Consider the following 23236-nt stretch of genomic DNA (forward strand, 5'->3'; position numbering starts at 1 on the left):
TGGATTAATATAGGAAAGGGACAATTATTCCCCGTATATTAATCATGCCGAATATAGAAGACAACAGGCTCCTTTTATTACTTCAGAAATTCCAGTCTAAAACGGCATCCGTTGAAGAGTTAACGGAATTTAACAACTTCTTAGCCGAAGAAGGTGCCGAGCAGCATCTTTTTGAACTCATTGAAAGAGCGTATCAGTCAACCGAGATTCATCAAACCGAACTCTCCGAGTTGCGCGCCGGGCAAATATTTCACCAGATAACGAGTCAGCCACAGACCCGTCATAAGGTCAGGAAACTATGGCCCCGCATTGCTGGGGTCGCTGCAATTGCAGCGATGTTGACTGTGGCAATTTTATTCAAAGACCAGATCTTATCCATAGGCAACCAACCACAAGTTGTTTCGTCAAATCAGGATATTGCCCCAGGCAAAAGCGCTGCTACGTTAACGCTGGCTAACGGGAGGAAAATTCTGCTCTCTGCTATGCCCTCCGGCGAACTGGCCAGCGAATCTGGGGTAACAATATCTAAAACCTTAGATGGAGAAATCGTTTATGAAATCAAAGAAAACAGTGCGGCAAAACCGGGACAGCATAATTTGCTATCTACAGCAATGGGAGAAACCTACCAGGTAAAATTACCGGATGGTTCCCGGGTTTGGTTAAATGCAGCCTCATCCCTAAAATACCCTGTCTCTTTTTCATCTTTAAAAGACAGGCGGGTTGAACTTCATGGCGAAGCGTACTTTGAGGTAGCAAAGGATAAACTACATCCATTTTTAGTGGAGACAGATGGACAGGAAGTGACCGTTTTAGGGACGCACTTTAACATTAAAGCTTACAGGCAAGACAAAAATATTGTTACAACACTGGCTGAGGGCAGTGTGAAAGTTGGCTATCAGGCCTCTGCCTGGAGTGATCACGGAAAAATTGTTTATCAGGATGAAGTCATTCTAACTCCCGGACAACAGTCGTTATTGAAGGGGGAAACGATGAGCGTTTCAAAAGCAGCGTTGGAAGAGTCGCTTGCCTGGAAGGACGGCAACTTTGTTTTTAACGACGCGAAGATTGAAAAAATAATGCAGGACATCGCCCGCTGGTACAACATTGAAGTGTTTTACAAAGGACCATTCCCAACCGGTGCATTTTCCGGCAATGTTTCCCGATCTAAGAATATAAGCCAAATACTGAAAGCATTAGAATCAACAAAATTAGTTCACTTTAAAATTGAAGGGAGGAAAGTATACGTCAGTAAATAATTACCTATCAAAAATACCAGATTCCGGAAACCGGAACCTGGTGTAAGTTTCGTTTAGCTCTAAATTAATTAATAACTATTTGCAGCGAACCTTTGCCCTGGAAAGTTGGGGTCTGCCGCATTAAACTAAACTCAGATAAATGTATAGAAAATATACCATAAAAAAGGGTATACAAAGCTTTGTATCCCATAAAATTTTCCTCATCATGCGATTAACCTGCTTGATTTTGTTTGCATCGCTGATGCAAGTTGCCGCTGCCGGATTTGCACAGAAAATTTCCTTGTCAGAAAAAAATACACCTTTGGTTAAGCTGTTTGCTAATATTAAAGTGCAGACCGGGGTAGATTTTGTTGCAGACGGAGATATCCTTAAGGAAGCAAGGCCCGTGAACATCCGGGTGGTTAATATGGAGCTAAAAGATGTTTTGGAAATATTATTCAAAGATCAGCCGTTAGCCTACGAAATTCAGGATAAAATAGTGGTAGTGTCCCGGAAAGAACCATCATTATTAGACAGAATCAGCGCAGCTTTTACTAACATGGATGTAAATGGCTTAGTCGTTAATGAGAGCGGAGAACCTATGCCAGGAGCAAGTGTATCCGTTCAAGGTGCAGGAAAGTTATATATTACCGATGCCAAAGGTACATTCAAACTGCTTGACGTTTCCGGGAAAGAGACGATCATTACCACATTTATTGGCTACAAGCCGGATACAACGGTACTTAAATCTAAAACGAGCATTGTTATTGCTTTAAAGCCCTTAGCTGCGCAGTTATCAACCGTTACCATTGTAAATACAGGTTATCAAAATTTAAACAAAGAACGGGCGACAGGGTCGTTTGGCGTTATCACTGCTAAAGAACTTGCCCAGTTTCCGACGATCAGTGTACTTGAACGTATACAGGGTATGGTTCCGGGTGTTAATATTTCCACCAAAACAACAGCCGGCCAAAGCCGTAACGGAACCATTAACATTCGCGGCATCTCTACGATAGTTGGCCAGTATACGCAGGTGAGCGTGGAACCTCTGCTCGTTATTGACGGATTTCCATCACAGATTTCCATTGCGCGGGGCGCGTTAGACCTTCTCAATCCGGATGACATTCAACAGATAACCTTTCTTAAAGATGCGGCTGCTGCATCCATATGGGGAATCCAGGCTGCCAACGGGGTGATTGTAGTCACCACAAAAAAGGGTAAGCAAAATGCTGTGCCTACGCTTAATTTCTCGACGACTTACAGTACGAGTGCCAAACCAGGAACAAAGTATGGGCCGAGGCTTTCGGTACCGGAATATATTGACCTGGAGAAAGATATGATCAACGCTAATCTCTTATCAGATCCGGCACCTTCAAGCTACCTTCCGCGTAATAACAGTCAGGCTCAAGCCATTATTTTCAGGAATAAGCGCGGAGAGATCAGTGAAGCTCAAATGAATGCAGAACTGGCGGCACTCGGACAGAATGATAACAGGGATCAGGTCTCACAGTATTTACTGCAAAGGCCAGCCACGAAACAATATAATCTGTCGCTGTCAGGCGGAGGTGTCAATAGCTCTTATTACATGTCCGGCTACTACTATACGGATGACCGGGTATACAAAAGCAACCGGAACAAGGGATATTCTTTTAATATTGGTACAAGCTCCGGTTTCTTCAAGAATCGCATAATGATCAATACTTCTCTGAATTATGCGAATACCACGGACAAGACTAATCCCACCTCAGCACAGGCCATGAGTATGTCACCAGGAAGCCTGCGCCCGTATGATATGCTCACAAATCCTGACGGGAGCACCAAATACTATGATGTTTTTATGGTGCCTGAACGCGCCCGGGCTTTTGAAAGTCAAGGATACCTTCCATTTCGATATTCACCAATTGATGAATTAAATTATAACAATACCGTAAATACCGCTAATAATCTGGGCCTTATCCTTGATGTTAATGGTAAGATCACACCCTGGTTGAGCTTATCAGTATCCGGAAATCTGGCCAGAAATTTTAATGAGCGCGAGAATTACCAGGAGCCGGACAGCTATGAATCCCGGATCATGATCAATCGGGCTACAAGTATTAATTCTGCAGGCAGACCGGTTTACGGCATCCCAATTGGCGGAAAACTTGGATTAAGCAATTTATTAGTAAGAAGTTACAACCTCAGGGGGCAGCTTAATGTTAATAAAAACTGGAACGATAAGCATGAATTGAATGCGGTTTTGGGTAATGAAATCCGTGAGGTTTTTAATAAGAGCAGTGGAGAGAACCGTTATGGCTACAATAAAGAGATCAATTCGTTCAGTACTGTAAACCCAACAGTCCGGTACACGGATATCTATGGCCAGCGCCCCAGTTTAGGCAGTACAACCGGGGCAGTGGTGGAGAAAACGACAAGGGCCCTTTCTTATTACGCGAACGCCGCTTACACCTACGACAAAAAGTACACCATATCGGGTAGCGCACGTTTTGACGATTTTAACCTTTTAGGCGTTGAGCGCAGAAAAAGGGCGATCCCGCTTTGGTCTGGCGGGATCGGCTGGAATATCAAACAAGAGAACTTCCTGAAAGATGTTGAATGGTTAAGCGCCTTATCCGGCCGCTTTACTTATGGTTTCACCGGAAACGCACCACAAGGCTATGCGCCGGTAACCGTAATTGATTTGTTGGGGACGAGTTTTTATTCAGGACTTCCTTATGCTGACATAAAAAATCCGGCAAGGGAAAACCTGGCGTGGGAGAAAACCAGAATGTTAAATTATGGTCTTGAATTTTCATTATTCAATGGCCGCATTTCCGGTACATTAGAATACTACAAGAAACACACCACAGACATATTTTATACTTTACCGATCAATGCAACCTACGGATTTAGCGAAACCTTATTCAACGCAGCAAGATTGGACGGGCAAGGTGTTGACCTTGGGGTGTCCTTCGCCCTGGTAAGGTCTAAAACAGTAACCTGGAATAATACCATCAACTTGTCATATAATACCAACATTATTCATGACGAGCGTTTTAAGCTGCCTATCGGCAATGAAGATGTCTACCAGGGACAAATTATTCACGACGGTTATCCAACTGACTTCCTGTTCTCCTATAAGTTTGCAGGTTTGGACGCAAAGGGTGAAACACTTATTGAAGACCCCAAAGAACCCGGGAAAATTTATACAACTGCCGACTATCCCTATTATGACATTAAAGCGTATTCCGGCAGAACTGCTTCTCCCTGGTTTGGTGCCTATTTTACAAATGTTACTTATAAGCAATTTGACCTGGGTTTACAGTTCCAGTATCAGTTAGGTGGGGTTTTTCGGAAACCATCCATCAATACACTTACCGATTTTGTAAGCAGTGCAGGGGACCTGGCAAAACGCTGGAGAAACCCCGGTGATGAGTTGACCACAACGGTTCCCGGAATTAATACTGATTATAACCTCGGTTACTTTTATGGCACCAGTGTAGAAAGGTATTCAAATTCTGATTTACTGGTCAGAAGCAGAAGTAATGTTAAGTTGCAACAAGTACGCCTGGGGTATTCGATCCCTCAGCGGGTAGCGGCCAAATTAGGAATTAAAGCTTTAAGCGTATCGGCGGTTTGCCGCAATCTGGGTATGATCTGGGCTGCGAATAAAGAAAAAATTGACCCCGACTACCTTTATAATGAAAGTAGCACTTACCAATTGGCCCCCGTACGGACCTATTCGTTCCAAGTTAACCTGAGTTTATAACCCTACAAAGACATCATCATGAATATTGTAAAAATATTTTTAATAGCCATATTAACCTTTGCCTTAGTGTCTTGTCGTAAGTACGTCGAAAATGTTCCGGTTCAGGGACAAAGAGTTTTGGTATATACGCAGGATTACCGCTTACTAATCAATAGCCAAACAAGTGCTGAATTTGGCTCAGGGAATCCGGCCATTTTGGGCTGTGATGACATTGATCTAAAAGATCCTAATATTCAGGATCAAATTTCAACCGACAATTCGAGCCTGGCGATGTATACCTGGGACAAGCCCTTTTATCTTGAAAAAATTGACGATTTTGACTGGAATGCGATGTATAAAGCGATGTACACCTATAACACCGTGATAACAGGCGTTATGGACAGTAAAGGCGGTTCGCTGGCGGAACGGAATGAAATTTATGCTGAGGCACTTGTACAGCGGGCCTTTACTTATTTTACCCTGGTCAACTCTTATGCTAAGCAGTATGACGCCGGTACGGCCAATACCGACCTGGGGGTGCCGCTCTTGCTTGAAGCGAAGTTATTTGTACCCTTACCGAGAGCAACTGTTGCACAAGTTTACGCTCAGGTGCTTAAAGACCTGGAAATAGCGATCCCCCTGATATCGGTTATCAAGGAAAATGCTGTAAGGCCAAGCAGGCCGGCAGCCTATGCCTTACTGGCCAAAGTACATTTAAACATGCGGAATTTTGAAGCTTCACGGCAGGCGGCAGAACAATCACTCGCCCTTTCCAGTGAACTTTATGATTACAATAAATCTGTCAATCCTTTAAATCTACCTTTTCCAACGCTCATGGAAAATAAACAAATCCTGCTGCGCAAAATACCCAGGATTACTTATTCCGCACCTCAGTTAAGTGATGATCTGCTGAATTTACTTGGGACCAAAGATCTGAGATACGTCCTGTTTACCAAACCAGGTGATCAGTTTTATCCTGTTTTTAATGGCAGAGGTTTTTGGGCTGGCGGCGGTTCCGATCCGGCGTGCGTTGGCTTAACGGTAAATGAAACCTGGCTGATCCGGGCGGAATGCCTGGCAAGGGCAGGACAACGTAATGAAGCGGTACAAATGCTGAATGACCTGCGTAAATTTAGGTTTACCCCAAGCGATTATGTAGCCCTGACCGCCACGAGTGACCAGCAGGCTTTGCAAATGGTTATTGATGAGCGCCGGAGGGAGTTTTTCGGAACAGGCCTCCGCTGGTTTGACCAGAAACGCTTAAACAAAGAGCCTTCATTGGCCAAAACAGTCACACGTACCTTTAAGAATGTTACTTATACGCTGGCGCCTAACAGTAACGGGTACGTTTTCCCTTTTTCTTCAATCATTGTAAACCAGAATCCGGAACTCATACAGAATCCAAAATAAATCCATTTACTCATTTTCCGTATTGATTTACCCTTATCGGGTTCATCAATACGGAATTGAATTGCCTAAAAATTAAAGTCAGTAATGCAGAAAAGTATTGTCAAAATAGAAAATCTGTCACATAAATATAGCGCCAACTGGGCTATACGCGACATTAACATGGAGATCAACAGCTACGGGATTGTTGGGCTTTTAGGTTCGAACGGCGCTGGAAAGTCGACAACCATGAACATCCTTTGCGGGTCCCTGAACCAGACCGAGGGAAACGTTTACATAGACGGTGTAAATTTCAGGGATGATCCTATGCGGGCAAAAAAGGATATAGGGTTCTTACCCCAAAATCCACCGTTATACATGGACCTTACCGTCGACGAGTACCTTATGTATTGCGCGGGATTAAGACATATGTCGGGTAATGAGCGAAAAGATGCGGTTAAAGCAGCCAAAGAGCGTTGCGGGATAGCCCACTTTAGTGACCGGCTCATAAAAAACCTTTCCGGTGGATACAGGCAACGCGTGGGGATAGCACAAGCAATTGTACACCGGCCCAAAGTGCTTGTCCTGGACGAGCCAACGAACGGTCTGGATCCAAATCAGATCATCGAGGTAAGGGCGTTGATCAAAGACATTGCCAGGGACAGGGTTGTCATATTTTCTTCTCATATCCTTTCTGAAGTACAACTGCTATGCAGGGATATCATGATGATCGAGAACGGCAGAATTGTTTTTGAAGATAGCATGGATGCATTTAATAATTACATAGCGCCGCATAGTATGCTCGTTCACCTGAACAATATGCCTGCGATTAGGGAACTTGAAGCCCTTCAAGGCGTCATGAAGGCGGATCTGCTTACGGAGAAGCTCGTTCGGCTGTTCTTTAGCGGCGATTCGGGAATCGCCGAGACCATAGTAAACGAAAGCGTCAACAAAGGCTGGCGGCTTCAGGAAATCACGCTCGAGAAGAACTCAGTCGAGGAAATATTTAAACAACTATCACAACACCAGTCCAATAAAACATCTTAATGAAAACTATTTTTAGAATTGCAAAGACAGAGTTAAAATTACTTTTTTATTCTCCAATAGCCTGGTTTCTCATTATCATCTTTGCGATTCAATGCGGAATTGTGTATTCAAAAATGCTGGAATCCTTTGCCGAAATTCAGGAAGGCGGCTTTAAAAACACCTTCAGCATAATTGGAGGGATATTTTCCGGAGGAAACGGTCTGTTGTCGACTGTAATGGGAAACTTGTATCTCTATCTTCCTTTACTTACCATGGGCCTTATCAGCCGCGAGACCAGCAGCGGTACAATCAAGCTGCTTTATTCATCACCCATTCGTGTACGCGAAATTGTATTGGGAAAGTTTGGAGCGATGGTAGCACTGAGCTTTTTACTGGTCTCTATCGTAGCTTTTTTCATCGCGTTAAGCTATTTTACCGTAAAATCACCTGATACCGGTTTGCTTTTAAGCTGCCTGCTTGGCCTGTTCCTGCTACTTTGCGCTTATTCAGCTATCGGGTTGTTTATGTCCTCACTGACCACTTATCAAATCGTAGCAGCTGTATGCACATTTGTAACTTTTGGTGTATTGTATAATATATCAGGTTTGTGGCGCGGAGTACCATTTTTAAGAGATGTTACTTACTTCCTTTCCGTGGCCGGCCGTACTGACTGGATGCTTGCCGGGCTGATCACCAGTAATGGTATCGTGTACTTTCTGGCTATTGTGTTTCTCTTTCTGGGACTAACCATCTATAAGTTGAAGTCGGGCATGGAATCGACATCGCCGCTGGTGAAAATCACGCGTTATAGCATTATTGTTATTTGCACGCTGGCTATTGGTTGCATCAGTGCGATTCCTCAACTCATTGTTTATTTCGATGTTACGGAAAACAAAACCAATACCATTAGCCCGGAGACGCAAAAGATCATCAGGGAACTTGGTGACGAGCCGCTGGAAGTAACCGGTTATGCTAATTTGTTTGGCGGATTTATGGAAGACGGGAATCCGGAATCGTACCAGAAAAACATCAACGAATGGGCGCCTTACGTTCGTTTTAAACACAACATCATCTTAAAAAATGTCATGTATTACGATACGCTGGGTATGGGTGGAGAAATTACGAGAAGAAACCCGGGAAAGTCCTTAGCGCAGATTGCCGAAAAGGTAGCTAAAAACGGTGACATGAGCCTCGATCAGTTTAAGCGGCCCGAAGAGATCAGAAAAATGATCGACCTTTCACAGGAACCCAATTATTACATCATGCAGTTGAAATATAAGGGACGAAAAACATTTTTGCGCGTGTTTCCTGATAACGAGCACTGGCCTTCTGAAACGGAGGTATCGGCTGCGTTAAAAAGGCTTCTGCAAGCTAAAATTCCCAAAATACTGTTTGCCACAGGAAACCTGGAACGTAATATCATTAAAATTGGAGATCGCGACTATCGCGCGCTGACAAACTTGAAAAATTTCAGGAACTCGCTTTTAAATCAGGGTTTTGACGTGGATACCATTTCATTGGAGTCCGGTGTTATTCCTTCCGATATTTCCGCCCTCGTATTGGCAGATCCAAAGATCTTACTTAGTCCCGCAGCAACAGCTAAACTACAAAAATATATAGATGCCGGTGGTAACCTATTGATCTCCGGCGAACCCGGAAAGCAAGCTGTTTTGAACCCTTTGCTGAAACAATTTGGTGTGCAATTGATGAACGGGGCTATCGTACAACAAAGCAGGGATCTCCAGCCCGACCTGGCCGCACCCTTCCTGACCAGCGCGGCAGGAAACCTTTTCCCACCGCTAAAGCAAATACATCATGATAGCATAGTTGTCTCCATGCCGACAGCGGCGGCACTTTCTATCGAAGGTTCAACAGTATACAATATTAGACCATTGCTGATAACCGATGCCAGAAAAAGCTGGTTAAAAAAAGACAAATTCTTAAGTGACTCTGCAACCGTCAAGTTTGAGCCGGAGAAAGGCGACCTGAAAAAGCCATTTCCGCTTGCGGCAAGTATTACAAGAAATTTAAACGGCAAAGAACAGCGCATCATCGTTTCCGGAGATGCCGATTTTATGTCTAATGCTGAATTGAATCGCTTTAATATGAGGACCGCAAACTTTGCCTTTAATACGGGCGTTTTTAGCTGGCTGAGTTATGGGCAGTTTCCTATCAGCAGTTTCCGGCCCATGGCAAAGGATACCTTGGTACTGGTTAAAAAAGACCAGGTTAAAAATTTAAGAGTTGTGCTGATCTGGGTGCTTCCGGGCATCTTACTGGCCATTGGGAGTATAATATTAATCAGGAGAAAAAGAAAATAGCGATGGCATTCCTTATCGATCAGCAGACCATTAACGACCTGAATCTTTTCGGCAAACAGGGGGCCGATTCCATTTATCAGATTTTCAATCGAACCACTACGCGTGGCGGAGCGGCGATCCTGGAAGAGATGTTCCGCTCCCCGCTTTCCAATTATGCCCAAATTACTGAAAGAAGCGAAACTATTCAATATTTCGCTAAAGCAGGATTAAAGTTCCCTTTTCCTGCCCATCAGTTTGATACGGTGGAATCCTATTTGCAGAATGTTGATCATCGGACCAAGCTTTCAGCGCAGGACGATTCGGTTGTCAGAAAACTAAGCAACATAGTTATGCCGGACGGCGATACCTCTTCCATGCATAATGGGGTTACGGTCTTATTAGCGCTCATGAAGGATCTGACTCAGTTTATGAACGGCTTAGAACCGGACGCGTTGAATTTTTACTGGTCGGAGGCGACCGGGATCTGGAGTCTTCTGAATAATTCTGCTTTCTCACATGGTATAGCAACACAGTCAGGAAAAAAACTTTCGGCCGCGGAATTCGCGGAATTTGATGAGTTTTTCAGGTTTCGCTTCCGTGACATGGTCATCGAATTACTGACCTATATCTATAAATTGGATGTGTATATCACTGTTGGAAAAGTCGCAGCAGATCGGGGCTTTATCTTCCCCAAAGCTATGCCTGAAGATCGGAATGAAGTAAGGCTTGAAGGCGTTTACCATCCACAGCTGGAAAAGGCAGTGCCCAATTCCATAAGTATTACGGCGGACAGTAACGTTATTTTTCTGACCGGTGCAAACATGGCGGGTAAATCAACCTTTATGAAATCGCTCAGTATTGCGCTTTACATGGCGCATATGGGTTTCCCGGTTGCAGCAAAAGACATGCAGTTTTCTGTTCTGGACGGAATGTTTACGACCATCAATTTACCGGATAACCTGGGCATGGGTGCCAGTCACTTTTATGTTGAAGTCTTAAGGATTAAAAAAATAGCATTAGAGCTTAAGCAGGGGAAGAACTTGTTTGTACTGTTTGATGAAATGTTCAGGGGTACGAATGTTAAGGATGCCTGCGAAGCAACTATTGCTTTTACAGAAGCCTTTGGAGGTAAACGGAATAGTCAATTTGTGATTTCCACACATATTATCGAGGCGGGAGAGGTGCTTCAAAAGAAATGCGATAATATCAACTTTGTGTATTTGCCGACACTGATGGATGGGAACAAACCGGTATATACCTATTCTTTAAAACAGGGGTTAACCGCAGATCGCCATGGTATGGTGATTGTTAAAAATGAAGGTATCCTGGAAATCTTAAAATCCGGTTTGGAGCGGATGTCTAATCGAGGATTATGAGCTTTAAAATCGACAAACAAACCCAGGAAGATCTGAACTTACTGGGTAAATATACGCCGGGTTCTATTTTTAATCTATTCAATAAAGTGCAAACCAGTGGCGGAGAGCGGCTGTTGCAGCAAATGTTTCAACAACCACTCACTGATCCGCAATCGATCAATAAACGATGCGGTTTATTTAACTACTTCGGACAGAAAAAAATGTTATTCCCGTTTAGCAAGCAGGATTTCCAGGAAGTAGAAAATTATTTCCGCATGGGCACAAGCAGCAATTATCCGGGCGCCTTATTGCATGTTGTTTCCACGAGGGTTCAAAACTATCTCCTAAAGGATGAACGCTATGAGAAATTACAAAACGGCCTTTCGGTAACGATTAAAATGTTGAATGATTTGCGCAGGTTTCTGGACTTGTTAAATGATATTGAAACAACGCCCTTTGATCATGAAAAAAGCATATTATTAGATATCCTTGCCCATCCCCGTCTTCGGAATTTACTGGAACAAATAAATCCGGTAAAATTTTCCATTCTGCAGCTGGCAGCTTATGATTATCTGATCAAAAAAACGCTGCAGACAGAGATGGAAACCCTGTTGGAAAATATCTATAAACTGGATATCTACATTGCTGTAAGCGCAGTTGGCAGAGATCGTGGATTCACCTACGCGGAAGCGGTGCCAAAAGCAGAGCATCTGGTCAGGATCAGCGAATTATGGCATCCGGCGTTAATTGATGGGGTTGCCAATCCTATAAATTTCGACGAAGGCAGTAACATGCTATTTTTGACCGGAGCCAATATGGCCGGTAAATCAACGTTCATGAAAGCTTTTGGCATTGCTGTTTACCTGGCCCATATGGGTTTTCCCGTTGCTGCAAGACACATGCAGTTTTCAGTTCGCGATGGTATTTATTCCTCCATCAATGTTTCCGACAACCTGAATATGGGGTATAGCCATTTTTATGCAGAAGTATTGCGCGTAAAAAAGGCGGCGGAGGAAGTAGCTACCGGAAATAGCTTCATCGTCTTATTTGACGAATTGTTCAAAGGCACCAATGTAAAGGATGCGTATGATGCTACGCTGGCCGTTACAGCAGCGTTTGCGCAGTATCATCAGTCTTTTTTTATCATCTCTACGCATATTATCGAGGTAGGCGAAGCTTTGCAGAAAACCTCCGAAAATGTACAGTTCGCTTTTTTACCAACGGTTATGCGGGGAAACGTACCCAAATATACATATAAGCTGGAAACGGGCATAACCACAGATCGTCAGGGTATGCTCATTATTGAAAATGAAGGAATACTGGCTTTACTAACTGAAAAATAACATGAAAAACAATATAAATGAAACTTTTTCTCCAGGAAAAAGTCTTTTCTCTTCTCATTGGATAAAGTTGGTTCCGCTGATTTGTATCCTGCTCATCTTAGCTATCCCTTCCTTTGCTCAAAAAGGGTTAAGCCGCGTGGAAGCGGAAAAGCTTGCAAGAAAAGAATGGACGATAGAAAAAAACAAGTTACGTCGGGCGGCAGAGAAGGTGTGGTCAGAAGGAGTTATCCGCTTTGGAAAATATGCTATGCCAATTGCCTATCGGGCATTTGGCAACAAACCTGCTGATGGGCGTAGCCTCTACATATCACTTCACGGTGGTGGTAATGCGCCTCCGAAGGTTAACGATCAGCAGTGGGAAAACCAGCGGACCCTGTATCCGATAAAAGAAGGGTTTTGTATTGTGCCAAGGGCACCTACTAATACCTGGAATTTATGGCACGAAGATCATATCGACAATTTGCTGGATTCATTAATCCGCTACGCTGTCATCCTGGAAGATGTCAATCCGAATAAAGTCTACATCCTGGGATACTCGGCAGGTGGCGACGGGGTATTTCAACTTGCCCCGCGTATGGCTGACCGTTTTGCTGCCGCTTCCATGATGGCCGGCCATCCCGGAGATGCTAATGCGCTTAATCTCCGGAACCTGCCATTCGCCATTTATATGGGAGGTAGAGACACGGCTTATAGCCGAAATACCCTGGCCATTGCGTTTAACCAAAAATTAGACAGCCTGCAGAGGCTCGACCCCAAAGGATTTATCCACGATTTTCATTTATATGCAGATAAGGCGCACTGGATGGACCGGCGGGATACGATCGCGATACCCTGGTTAGCCGCTCATAAAAGAAATCCTTTTCCTGACAAGGTTATTTGGGTAGAGGACAATAGGGTACAGCACCGCTTTTACTGGCTGTCTGCGCCAAACGACGCCCAGGTCAAGGGAGCCATGGCCGAGGTCAGCATCGTTGGTAACGAAATACGTGTCGGCAAAAATACTTTTAGCGAACTCAACATTAATCTCAATGACCATCTTCTTGATCTGGATAAGCCAGTTTCAGTGACCATGGATGGTGTGGTATTGTTTCGGAAAAAGCTGGAAAGAAGTTTGAGCACTATCAAAAAGACAATTCAGGAGTATCAGGATCCTACTATGGTATTTTCCGTTAAGCTTATCCTGAAAGGAAACAACGTCAGGGTTGCCAAGTTCAAACGTGGGTCGTTATAGAAAATGTACATAAAGAGGCTTAAAAACAATTTAAACCTAAAAATTGATCACATGAAAACATCAGGTAAATTAATGCTGCTTTTACTCTACTGTTCAGCTTTAACGGTTGGCTGCAAAAGAAAAGATAAAAATATCAATGAGGATAAAACCATAAAGAGTAACGGCATTAGTACAAAATTGACTAATGAAGAACATTTAAAATTAACTAAGTTTCTTACAAGTAGTGCTGTAATTGATTCAGCTGGTTTTGAAAACAAGATCAATGAAATCAAAAGGGAAAGCAGTCAAAAAAATAAATCTTCGATTGCGAATAACGTATCAGGTGTGGACGCTAATGGTATTGGCTATGAAGAGCAAAATTTTGGCAGTTTTACAACCTTATTTGCCTGCAACATAGGCCAGGGTGACGCAGATTACCGTACAGTTGCAGGTGCTTCACCCAGGGCTACCACTTTACGTAAGGGCTTCCGGGCAGTTAGTGAAAATTATTCGACATTTGCGATTAGGGGAAACAGAATAAAAATGGTCATTCCATTTGTTGCTGTGATTGATAAAAATGCACTGAATGACCGGGGACATTTAGTCGAAATTGCTGAACAGGTTGGGGCACCGCCCCATATAGTCCCTGATGGACCTCATTGGGGTACCTACTCTTCATCCGGACTAGCATACCTGCAGACTATTTATACACAGGGAAATACGAGTTTGGTAAATGTTGTCGCTCTGGGAAGTGAAATGCGCAAAAGAGTCATTTCTACTACCGGCGAGGTAAAACTCGCTGGCGAAGCTGATGTAACCAGGTATAAAGCTGGAACAGAAACAGGCGCGGGCTTTACCGTATCAGCATTAGATAACGTTTATAATAGTTATACTCTTACAGGTACAGTGAGGATCACTTACAATGGTGCTGGCTTTATTGGAGGTTTACATGATACACCGGGCTTTACATATTTCAGCAGTGTAAAATGTAAACAAACTGGTCTGTTAAGAAACTAATATATGAGCAATTTGAAAAAATATATCACTATACTTAGTACAATATCTTTTGTTTTTTTAGCATGTGTATCCAGTAAAATACAACGGGATGGATATTATTATGTTTCATTCGAAAATATACCTCGTGGAAAATTGGGTAAACTAATAGGAAAAGCATATTGGAACGGCCCCACAAACCACATTCCAGGCTTGATTGCCGATTCATTTTTTGTGTATGGGAATTTTGACAGTATCCGTTTTTTACCTCCAAGGTCCTCTCCAAACATGTTCAGAAAAACAGATATCAAGGCAGAGTCCTGGAAAGCTAAATCCAGCTACGGCAATCTGAAATTTGTGGGTAACTATACAGCAGACCATCTTCCCGGAATGTACCTAAGTTTTTATTTCTCAAAAGATAGGCGCTATATATTGGAGGCATTATATACTAACCCCGGTATGTTGTCTGGCGCGATATTGTTTCACAAAGACAGCGTGAACATTTTGAAAATGAAAGGAATTGTTATTGAGCCTGAGTATTAAGAGCCGGAAGCCGGGGAGATAACATTGAGGTGATAAGTTGGCGACCGCCTAATTTGATCATTTCAGTTAATCGTTAGGTACGATATACCACCGAAACCTATTGCATATAAAAACAAATTTTTCCATATACCCAATAAATGAAACAACTATTTACTAACCGTCAATGGATGGTTGCAGCTGCTTGCCTTATCATCTTTGGTTTAGGCAGTAACAAGGTTTACAGCCAGTTAATTACACGTGCCACCAAAGGGCATCCAAAAGATGGGGCCCTGCCGCTCGACCCCAGGGTGAGGACTGGTAAATTGGCCAATGGCTTTACTTATTACATCCGTCATAACGAAGAACCTAAGAACAGGGTAGTATTCTATTTGGCCAACAAAGCCGGGTCTATTCTTGAGCGTGATGAACAGCAAGGTCTGGCGCATTTTCTCGAACATATGAACTTTAATGGCACCAGGCACTTTCCAAAAAGTGATTTGGTTAACTACCTGCAAAAAACAGGTGTACGTTTTGGCGCTGATCTGAATGCCTATACCTCGTTTGATGAAACCGTGTACCAGCTGCCCTTGCCGTCTGATGACCCCGGGATTCTGTCTCAAGGTATACAAATTATGCGGGATTGGGCGCAGGACGCCACGCTTGATCCGGACGAGATCAATAAAGAACGAGGTGTGATTTTGGAAGAGAAGCGCCTGGGTAAAGGAGCCCAGGACAGGATGCAGCGGCAATATTGGCCGGTTATGCTTAATCATTCCCGGTACGCAACCCGCATGCCGATCGGGACAGACTCGGTAATTACACGGTTTAAGCCCGAAACCATCAGGTCGTTTTACCATGACTGGTACCGCCCTAATCTGCAGGCGCTAATTGTAGTGGGCGATGTTGATGTGAACCAGATGGAAAAGAGCATTTTGAAAAACTTCAGCGACCTGAAAAACCCAAAAAACGAAAGAGCAAGACCCGGGTACAACATTCCGCTTACCGGCAAAAACCAGTTTCTAACGGTAACTGATCAGGAAATGACATCAACCGTTTTGCAAATCATCATTAAACATCCGGGCCTTGCACTGAAGACGGCGGGTGACTTCCGCCAATCCGTCATCAGGCAACTCTTTAACTTCATGATGAATGAGCGTATAACTGAGTTACAGCGCCAGGCTAACCCTCCATTTATAAGCGGCGGCATGGGGATCGGTGAACTTTTAGGGGGAATCGACCAGTTTTCGGTTTTTGTAAATGCTAACCCGGGGCAATTGGAAAAAGGCCTTAAAGCTATTTGGAGGGAAACCGACCGGATAAAAAAATTAGGTTTTACGCAAAGAGAGCTGGACCGGGCTAAGCAAAATTACCTGAGTAAAATGGAAGCCAGCGTCAAGGAAAGTAAAAAAGTAAATTCAGACAGTTACGTTAATGAATACCTTCAATATTTCTTAAAAGGAACCGTATCCCCAGGTATACAATTTGAATATGCGCTGCTCAAAAAATCTTTACCTGGAATAAATTTAAGCGACCTGAATAATCTGGCCCGGGCGCAAATTAAAACATACGATAGGGATATATTAATAATGGCCCCGGATAAGGATAAAAGCAATCTGCCTGATGAACAAAAGGTACTAACATGGATGAGTCAGGTTGAGCAGGAAAAACAATCGCAGTACCAAAATATTGTAAATGAACAACCTTTACTCACAACTAAACCAAAAAGTGGCCGTATTATTAGTGTGATTACCGATAGTTTATTAAATCTAACCACTATTCAATTTGCTAACCATGTCAAAGTCATTCTCAAACCAACCGATTTTAAAGATAATCAGATTCTGTTCAGTGGTTCTACTTCCGGTGGATCCTCCTTGTATAGGGATAGCGATTATGAATCAGCTGCTAACGCGGCCGGCATAATTTCATCTTTCGGCGCAGGTAATTATAATCCCATCCAATTGAATAACTATTTGCCGGGCAAACAAATTGGGGTGCACATGCAAATGTCAGAGCGCACGACAGGCGTTAACGGATCCGCAGTCCCCGCTGAATTGGAAAATGCGCTGGAGTTATTGTACGCATACTATACACAACCAAGAAAGGATAAAGACCTGTTTGCCGGCTTGATTGCCAAATCGAAAGCGACTCTCGAAAACCGGGCTAACTCGCCGGTCAGTGTTTTTCAGGATACGGTTTATGCAGTATTAGGTAACCATAATATCCGAAGAAGCGGTCCAAGTATCTCAAAAATTGACCAGATAAGCCTGGACAGGGCTTTTGATATATATAAAGAGCGCTTTGGAAATGCCGCCGGCAGTACCTTTACTTTTGTCGGCAATTTTGATGTAAAGGCTATACAACCTTTGCTGTTAAAATATATCGGCGGCTTACCCGCATTGGATTCCGTAATGGCTGCTAAGGATTTGGACATCAACATTCCGGAAGGAAACTACGAAAAGAAGGTTTTTAAGGGTACGGAAGACAAAGCAACTGTGTTATTGGTCTGGTCCGGCAAATTCAAATACAGCCAGTCGAGCCGGTATACCATGGACGCGTTGAAGGAAGTGCTTACCATACGCTTGCTGGAACGGTTACGGGAAGAAGAAAGCGGCGTATATACACCGGGCGCATCTGTAAATATGACCAAACTACCACAGGAACGCTTCTCTCTGATTGTAAATTTCGGCTGTGCACCGTCAAATGTGGACAAATTAATTGCCTCTACACTTGATGAGGTAGCGAAGCTGATAAAATCCGGGCCAGAACAAGTGAACATCAATAAATGGCGCGCCGAAGTCCTGCGATCGCGGGAAACTGAAGTGAAAACCAATGAATGGTGGCTTGGCTATATATCTGGCCAGGTACAAAATGAAGAGCGCCTGGAGGATCCCCGCATTTACGCAGGATTAATAAACGCCGTAAAGCCAACGGATGTTAAAGATCTTGCCGTTAAGTATTTAAATGGTGAGAATTTCATCAAGCTCATTCTGCTGCCCGAAAACAGCAAGCTTCAATAAGTGGATATTCCGCAAGGCTTAACCAGGCGATCCGTGCGCTTTTGAGCGGGCAATTGTGTATGCGATCGGAGAAAAGTGCAATGTAAATCGATAAATTAATATGGTTAAAGCGTAGCGGAATGAGATGTTTGCTATTCCGGAATGGGGTGGTCAGTGGCCCCCGAATGTCCGGATTTAAGCTTCGTAAAAAAGGCCTGTAAATCAACGATTTACAGGCCTTTATATCATCAGCGGAGAGCTAGGGATTCGAACCCCAGGAACCTTTCACAGTTCAACAGTTTTCAAGACTGCCGCAATCGACCACTCTGCCAGCTCTCCGGGGACAAAAGTACAAATCCGGGGCGAATTGGCAAATTTGATTTAGTTTTTTTTAAACTAAATTTAACATATTGATAATAAGTAAATTAGTGGGTTAGTTCTGCTGTTTTGGCGTGCGGAAGGTATTATACCGGGGCTTAACGATCTTGATATTACGCTTAGAAAGATCGATACTGGCATTTAATTCAAAGCCGATAAGGATGATGAGCGAGTTTAAATACATCCATAGCATCACTACAATGAGTGTGCCGATGGAGCCATAAATTTTATTGTAGGATGAGAAATTGTTAATATAAAACGAGAAGCCCATAGAAGTAAGCACAGCTAAGCTGGTAGCTAATATAGAGCCTGGACTCACAAACTTCCACTTACGCTTATTGGCCGGGCCATAACGGTACAAAATGGCTATGGTGACAAAAAACATGGCTATCACGATGATCCATCGGGCAAACATAATTACGTAAGCCCATATTGAACTGGTGAACTGGCTTTTCATGTAATCAATGATCACCCCGCTAATGATCAGGATCATGATGGCGATAAACAGGGATATGGCAATGAAGATAGTGAGTACCAGCGCTATCCAGCGGCGTTTTAACCAGGTACGGGTTTCCTCTACCAGCGATGATTTATTAAAGGCTTTCATCAGCTTGGCAACACCGTTGGTAGCAAATATCATGGCAGATAAAAAACCAAAGGACAATAAACTCAGGTTTTTTTGCTTAACAATTTCCTCAATGGTGTTTTTGAAAGCGAGATACGCGTTAGTAGGTAATATCATAGCGATCAGATCGAGCAGGTTAGTCTGAAAGTTATTTACCGGGATATAGGGTATCATCGTAAATAAAAAAATGAATACAGGAAAAGTAGCCAGCATAAAGCTATAGGCCAGCGATGATGCCCGGTTAACCAGCGAATCCTGCTTGATCTCTTTAAAAAAGAACGAAGCTACCGTATATAAAGGCAGCGGCCGAAAGCCGGGAAGGATAATAACCTTTGTCCAATCTAAAAAGTACCGATAAAACCTAAACTTCAATAAAAAGCGGTGCAGCCATTCCATTTATTCAAATTTACTGAAAAAACGGCTTCATTTTGTCAATAAATTCCTGCGAGGGGAGACAGGGGCGGTTGGTTTTCATATTAATAAAGGCCAGCAGGGTTTCGGCCTGGTGTATCAGTTCATCTTTTTCGTTAAAAAGCTCGTAACGGAAATGGATCTTTACGCCCGGCATCTTATCCATGATCACGCGGATGCGGATCTCCTCGTCATACCGCGCGGGCTTAATGTACTTGCATTTCATTTCCAGCACCGGCATCATAACGCCCGATTGCTCCATGCTGCTGTAGGTCATACCCTGGCTGCGCAGCATTTCTACACGGCCAACTTCAAAAAACTCGGCGTAGTTGCCATAATACATATAACCCATCTGGTCGGTTTCGCCGTAGCGCACCCGCACTTTGGTGGTATGTTCAAACATTATTTTTTGATGTTTCGTTTATCCAGCGCTTCATGATATTTGCGTGCGTTGGCCTGGTGTTGATTAATGTCGGCGGCAAAATTATGGCGGTTGCTAAAATCCTCTTTAGCTGTCATATACAGGTAATTAGTTTTTGCCGGGCTTAATACCGCTTTTACTGCGTTTACAGACGGCATCATGATAGGCCCCGGAGGTAAACCGGCATACATATAAGTATTATAAGGCGAGTTTATTAATTTATGCTTATTCAGCACACGGCGAATGGTAAAATCGTGCGCCGCGAAGATCAGCGTAGGATCGGCTTCTAAATGGATACCCTGGCGAAGGCGGTTCAGGTATAAACTGGCCACGGTTGGCATTTCATCGTCGTAAACAGACTCCCAGTCCACTATAGATGCTAATATGGATACCTGGATAGGGGTTAAGCCCTGCGCTGCTGCCTGCTGCTTGCGTTCGGGTGTCCAAAAGGTTTGATAGTGCTTGTACATCCGCTCAAACAGCTTCCCGGGAGATGTGTTCCAGAAAATCTGGTAGCTATCGGGCATCATCACTACATAAACATTATCAGGAGTAAAGCCAAACTGCTTTACATATTCGGCCGAATCAAGCAATCGGATAATACTTAACGAATCCGGCTCCAGTTTGCGCCCCATAAAGCCTGCAAATTGTTCCTTCAGCCTGATGTTATGGAAGTTAACGGTAACTGCTTCCTGTGCCCCTAATTGCAGCATACGGATCAGCGTGCGGTTGCTCATCCCTTCCTTCAGGCGGTAGCGGCCGGGCTTTACCTTGTTCACATATTTCATGTTATGGGCCGCCCAATTAAAGGTTGTGGTATCCTTTACTATGCCTTTAGCCTGTATGGTATCGTATACATCGTTATAAGTTGCGCCGGTATGTATGTACAGATATTGCTGGTTACCGGTTACGTTAGCGCCAAAAAAACGGAGGTAGTAAAATAAGCCGGTGCAGGCCAATGCCAGTACAATAATAACTACCAGCGCTATAATGAATTTTTTTAAGGTTCCTGATGATTGCTTTTCAGTGGTCATGATATTTACAGGGGATTGTTTCTATTTATTTTTTGCAGGGCCATTAAACCGCCGGATAAGTTACGGACATTACTATAACCATTTTGCTGTAAAATTGATTGCGCCGTTTTACTGCGCAGCCCAACCTTGCATATCACAATGATCTCGTCTGATTGTTCCCAACCCGGCAATGGTAATTTTTTGGATAAAGATGAAAGCGGAATGTTAAGCCCGCCGATATTATAGGTATGATATTCTATCGCTTCGCGCACATCCAGCAGGTGCATGGGTTGATTGTTTTGCATACGCTGTGCCATTTCTGCCGCATCAATATTAAGGTAAGTCATTCTTTTTACCCTGTGTTACCGTCAAATTTACACGCGTGCCAATACTGGTTTTGCTTAATGAGTCTGTTTTGGCCGGGAACTGCTGTATCACCACCAGGTTGGCCGAATCGGTAATAGGGCCCTGATAGGTAATATTACCCAATAGCAAGTTACTGCCCTTAATGGCAAATTTAGCCGCGTCGAGGTCAAGGTTAACCAGTTCGGGGATATCTACTTCACTGGCACCGGCGCCATCGCCCAGCACCAGGTCAAGTACCGACCCTTTGGGGATCTTATCGCCTGTATTAATGATCTGTCCGCTAAACCTAACTTCAAGCACATGGTTACGCGCAATATCCGAGCGATAGGTGGTATCGCCAACTTTTAACCCGTAGTTTGCCAGTATGGCTACAGCCTCCAGGTAAGTGGTGTCTTTTAGCTTGGGTAATATTACATCAGGCGCTAAGCGGGTAACAACGGTAAGATAGATCACCCGGCCTTCTTTTACGTTGGTGCCGGCATCAGGATCCTGCTCGGTAACGGTGCCGGGGGCCTTATCCAATATATAAACGGAGTCTATTTTATATTCAAAACCCTGATCCTGTAATATGGAAACAGCTTTTTCAACAGGCAAGCCTGTTAATTGCGGAACCGGGATCCCCGAGCCGTGCTTGGTATAATAACTGAGGCTAAAGAAAGCGATCAGCACAATGCCGATCACTACGCCTATTGCGCCTAAGAAGTTTTTAAGAAAATCGTTAGTTTTAAAATATGCCCAGAGTTTGCTCATTTCAGTATTTAGAAATCAAACATAGGGAAATTTTTATTAGTCCGGAAGTCGGGAAGTCGGAAAGTCCGAAAGATGTAAGTCAGAAGTGATGTTTGCATTGTACCGAAGCAGTCCTTTAATCTTTCCGACTTTCCGTCTTCCGGATTTTCCGACTTCCTCACTTTCTCCTATCTTTGACCCTATGGCAACAAAACAGATCGCATTAATGGCAGGCGGCTATAGCGGCGAATACGAGGTATCGTTAAACAGCGCTAAAAATATCAAAGCCAACCTCGACCCTGCAAAATATACCGTTTACATTATCCTGCTTAACCGCGACCGCTGGTTTTATGAAGCCAATGGCGACCAGGTGGATATCGATAAAAACGATTTTAGCTTAACGCTGAAAGGGGAGAAGATCAAATTCGACGCGGCTTTTATTACCATACACGGCACCCCCGGCGAGGATGGTAAGCTGCAGGGCTATTTTGATATGATGGATATTCCATACAATACCTGCGATGCTACCACATCGGCCATTACCATGAATAAGGCTTATACCAAAGCCATTATCCATAGCATACATCATTTACATACAGCTAAATCCCTGCAACTGTTCGACCGCGATTTGCACGATGTTGCCGTGGTGGCCAATGCCTTAAAATTCCCATTGTTTATTAAGCCAAACAATGGCGGCAGCAGCGTGGGTATGAGCAAGGTGCATAACGTAGCCGCCCTGCCCGAAGCGTTAGAGAAAGCGTTTAACGAAGATAGCCAGGTACTGGTGGAAGAGTTTATTAAAGGTCGCGAGTTCAGCATTGGCGTCGCCCGCTTAAATGGCCACCTGAAAGTGTTGCCCGCTACGGAGATCATCACCAGCAAGGAGTTTTTTGATTATGAAGCCAAGTATACCGATGGCATTACCAAAGAAGTGACCCCGGCCGATCTGTCTGCGGAAAAGAACGCGGAGATTGCCGGAATTGTAACCGAAGTTTACCTGCGCCTGAACTGCAAAGGCATGGTGCGGATAGATTTTATCTTACAGGAAGAAACCAACGATTTTTATTTTATCGAAGTAAATACCACGCCGGGCCAATCTGCCGCCAGCCTGATACCGCAGCAGGTACGTGCCGCCGGGATGGATGTAGGCGAGTTTTACGGGATGCTGATAGAGGGATCGGTGAAGGGGTAGTTAATAGG

General features: G+C 43.8%; 17 protein-coding genes and 1 tRNA gene. 12 read left to right on the plus strand and 6 right to left on the minus strand.

Features of this window, described 5'->3' with window-relative positions; translation table 11 throughout:
* The first annotated feature begins 44 nt into the window (after positions 1-44).
* The 11 genes from AC07M6_RS02520 (at position 45) to AC07M6_RS02570 (ending at position 18114) form a co-directional block, all read left to right on the plus strand.
* Positions 45-1256 (plus strand): FecR family protein, encoded by a 1212-nt coding sequence (locus AC07M6_RS02520; RefSeq protein WP_494887297.1) that lies wholly within the window; start codon positions 45-47, stop codon positions 1254-1256.
* A gap of 139 nt (positions 1257-1395) precedes the next feature.
* A complete protein-coding gene (locus AC07M6_RS02525) occupies positions 1396-4983 on the plus strand; it encodes a SusC/RagA family TonB-linked outer membrane protein (protein ID WP_494887299.1) in 3588 nt (1195 codons plus the stop codon).
* 18 nt (positions 4984-5001) lie between these two features.
* Complete coding sequence (locus tag AC07M6_RS02530; protein WP_494887301.1) at positions 5002-6372, plus strand: RagB/SusD family nutrient uptake outer membrane protein; 1371 nt, start codon at positions 5002-5004, stop codon at positions 6370-6372.
* An 84-nt stretch (positions 6373-6456) separates the two neighbouring features.
* Entirely contained in the window at positions 6457-7395 is a 939-nt protein-coding gene (locus AC07M6_RS02535; RefSeq protein WP_494887303.1) for an ABC transporter ATP-binding protein, read from the plus strand.
* The gene (locus AC07M6_RS02540) at positions 7395-9695 is read left to right on the plus strand and encodes a Gldg family protein (RefSeq protein WP_494887304.1); all 2301 of its coding nucleotides are present in this window, start codon (positions 7395-7397) and stop codon (positions 9693-9695) included. The genes AC07M6_RS02535 and AC07M6_RS02540 overlap by 1 nt, the downstream gene beginning before the upstream one ends.
* A 2-nt stretch (positions 9696-9697) precedes the next feature.
* Entirely contained in the window at positions 9698-11050 is a 1353-nt protein-coding gene (locus tag AC07M6_RS02545) for a MutS-related protein (protein WP_494887306.1), read from the plus strand.
* Positions 11047-12372 (plus strand): MutS-related protein, encoded by a 1326-nt coding sequence (locus tag AC07M6_RS02550; RefSeq protein WP_494887308.1) that lies wholly within the window; start codon positions 11047-11049, stop codon positions 12370-12372. Before AC07M6_RS02545 ends, AC07M6_RS02550 begins: the two co-directional genes overlap by 4 nt.
* Position 12373: 1 nt before the next feature.
* Complete coding sequence (locus AC07M6_RS02555) at positions 12374-13603, plus strand: hypothetical protein (RefSeq protein WP_494887310.1); 1230 nt, start codon at positions 12374-12376, stop codon at positions 13601-13603.
* A gap of 51 nt (positions 13604-13654) precedes the next feature.
* On the plus strand, positions 13655-14599 hold the full coding sequence (locus AC07M6_RS02560) for a hypothetical protein (RefSeq protein WP_494887312.1): 945 nt from the start codon (positions 13655-13657) through the stop codon (positions 14597-14599).
* Between the two features lie 12 nt (positions 14600-14611).
* Positions 14612-15118, plus strand: coding sequence for a hypothetical protein (locus AC07M6_RS02565; protein WP_494887313.1), 507 nt, complete (start codon positions 14612-14614; stop codon positions 15116-15118).
* A gap of 137 nt (positions 15119-15255) precedes the next feature.
* Positions 15256-18114 carry a M16 family metallopeptidase gene (locus AC07M6_RS02570; protein ID WP_494887315.1) on the plus strand — a complete coding sequence of 953 codons (2859 nt, stop codon included), beginning with the start codon at positions 15256-15258 and terminating at the stop codon, positions 18112-18114.
* A 231-nt stretch (positions 18115-18345) separates the two neighbouring features.
* Here the strand turns inward: AC07M6_RS02570 and AC07M6_RS02575 are convergent.
* The 6 genes from AC07M6_RS02575 to AC07M6_RS02600 form a co-directional block, all read right to left on the minus strand.
* Positions 18346-18432 (minus strand) — tRNA-Ser (locus AC07M6_RS02575).
* A 94-nt stretch (positions 18433-18526) separates the two neighbouring features.
* Positions 18527-19492: a YihY/virulence factor BrkB family protein gene (locus tag AC07M6_RS02580; protein ID WP_494887316.1), complete on the minus strand. Its 966-nt coding sequence runs from the start codon at positions 19490-19492 to the stop codon at positions 18527-18529.
* 10 nt (positions 19493-19502) lie between these two features.
* Positions 19503-19910 carry an acyl-CoA thioesterase gene (locus AC07M6_RS02585; RefSeq protein WP_494887318.1) on the minus strand — a complete coding sequence of 136 codons (408 nt, stop codon included), beginning with the start codon at positions 19908-19910 and terminating at the stop codon, positions 19503-19505.
* Entirely contained in the window at positions 19910-20962 is a 1053-nt protein-coding gene (gene mltG, locus AC07M6_RS02590) for an endolytic transglycosylase MltG (protein ID WP_494887320.1), read from the minus strand. The genes AC07M6_RS02585 and mltG overlap by 1 nt, the downstream gene beginning before the upstream one ends.
* Positions 20963-20967: 5 nt before the next feature.
* Positions 20968-21288, minus strand: coding sequence for a rhodanese-like domain-containing protein (locus AC07M6_RS02595; protein ID WP_494887321.1), 321 nt, complete (start codon positions 21286-21288; stop codon positions 20968-20970).
* Entirely contained in the window at positions 21275-22057 is a 783-nt protein-coding gene (locus AC07M6_RS02600; protein ID WP_494887323.1) for a PASTA domain-containing protein, read from the minus strand. Before AC07M6_RS02600 ends, AC07M6_RS02595 begins: the two co-directional genes overlap by 14 nt.
* Before the next feature lie 181 nt (positions 22058-22238).
* Between AC07M6_RS02600 and AC07M6_RS02605 the strand changes: the two genes are divergently transcribed.
* A complete protein-coding gene (locus AC07M6_RS02605; RefSeq protein WP_494887324.1) occupies positions 22239-23228 on the plus strand; it encodes a D-alanine--D-alanine ligase in 990 nt (329 codons plus the stop codon).
* Positions 23229-23236: the final 8 nt, after the last annotated feature.

It is taken from the genome of Mucilaginibacter sp. GW821-FHT07H05, from assembly GCF_059418485.1.

Excerpts from the sequence above, each read along its gene's own strand:
- mltG (WP_494887320.1), bottom strand. The coding sequence starts at position 20,962 with ATGACCACTGAAAAGCAATCATCAGGAACCTTAAAAAAATTCATTATA.
- AC07M6_RS02535 (WP_494887303.1), top strand. The coding sequence starts at position 6,457 with ATGCAGAAAAGTATTGTCAAAATAGAAAATCTGTCACATAAATATAGC.
- AC07M6_RS02580 (WP_494887316.1), bottom strand. The coding sequence starts at position 19,492 with ATGGAATGGCTGCACCGCTTTTTATTGAAGTTTAGGTTTTATCGGTAC.
- AC07M6_RS02570 (WP_494887315.1), top strand. The coding sequence starts at position 15,256 with ATGAAACAACTATTTACTAACCGTCAATGGATGGTTGCAGCTGCTTGC.
- AC07M6_RS02555 (WP_494887310.1), top strand. The coding sequence starts at position 12,374 with ATGAAAAACAATATAAATGAAACTTTTTCTCCAGGAAAAAGTCTTTTC.
- AC07M6_RS02520 (WP_494887297.1), top strand. The coding sequence starts at position 45 with ATGCCGAATATAGAAGACAACAGGCTCCTTTTATTACTTCAGAAATTC.
- AC07M6_RS02550 (WP_494887308.1), top strand. The coding sequence starts at position 11,047 with ATGAGCTTTAAAATCGACAAACAAACCCAGGAAGATCTGAACTTACTG.
- AC07M6_RS02605 (WP_494887324.1), top strand. The coding sequence starts at position 22,239 with ATGGCAACAAAACAGATCGCATTAATGGCAGGCGGCTATAGCGGCGAA.
- AC07M6_RS02530 (WP_494887301.1), top strand. The coding sequence starts at position 5,002 with ATGAATATTGTAAAAATATTTTTAATAGCCATATTAACCTTTGCCTTA.
- AC07M6_RS02600 (WP_494887323.1), bottom strand. The coding sequence starts at position 22,057 with ATGAGCAAACTCTGGGCATATTTTAAAACTAACGATTTTCTTAAAAAC.
- AC07M6_RS02545 (WP_494887306.1), top strand. The coding sequence starts at position 9,698 with ATGGCATTCCTTATCGATCAGCAGACCATTAACGACCTGAATCTTTTC.
- AC07M6_RS02585 (WP_494887318.1), bottom strand. The coding sequence starts at position 19,910 with ATGTTTGAACATACCACCAAAGTGCGGGTGCGCTACGGCGAAACCGAC.
- AC07M6_RS02595 (WP_494887321.1), bottom strand. The coding sequence starts at position 21,288 with ATGACTTACCTTAATATTGATGCGGCAGAAATGGCACAGCGTATGCAA.
- AC07M6_RS02525 (WP_494887299.1), top strand. The coding sequence starts at position 1,396 with ATGTATAGAAAATATACCATAAAAAAGGGTATACAAAGCTTTGTATCC.
- AC07M6_RS02540 (WP_494887304.1), top strand. The coding sequence starts at position 7,395 with ATGAAAACTATTTTTAGAATTGCAAAGACAGAGTTAAAATTACTTTTT.
- AC07M6_RS02560 (WP_494887312.1), top strand. The coding sequence starts at position 13,655 with ATGAAAACATCAGGTAAATTAATGCTGCTTTTACTCTACTGTTCAGCT.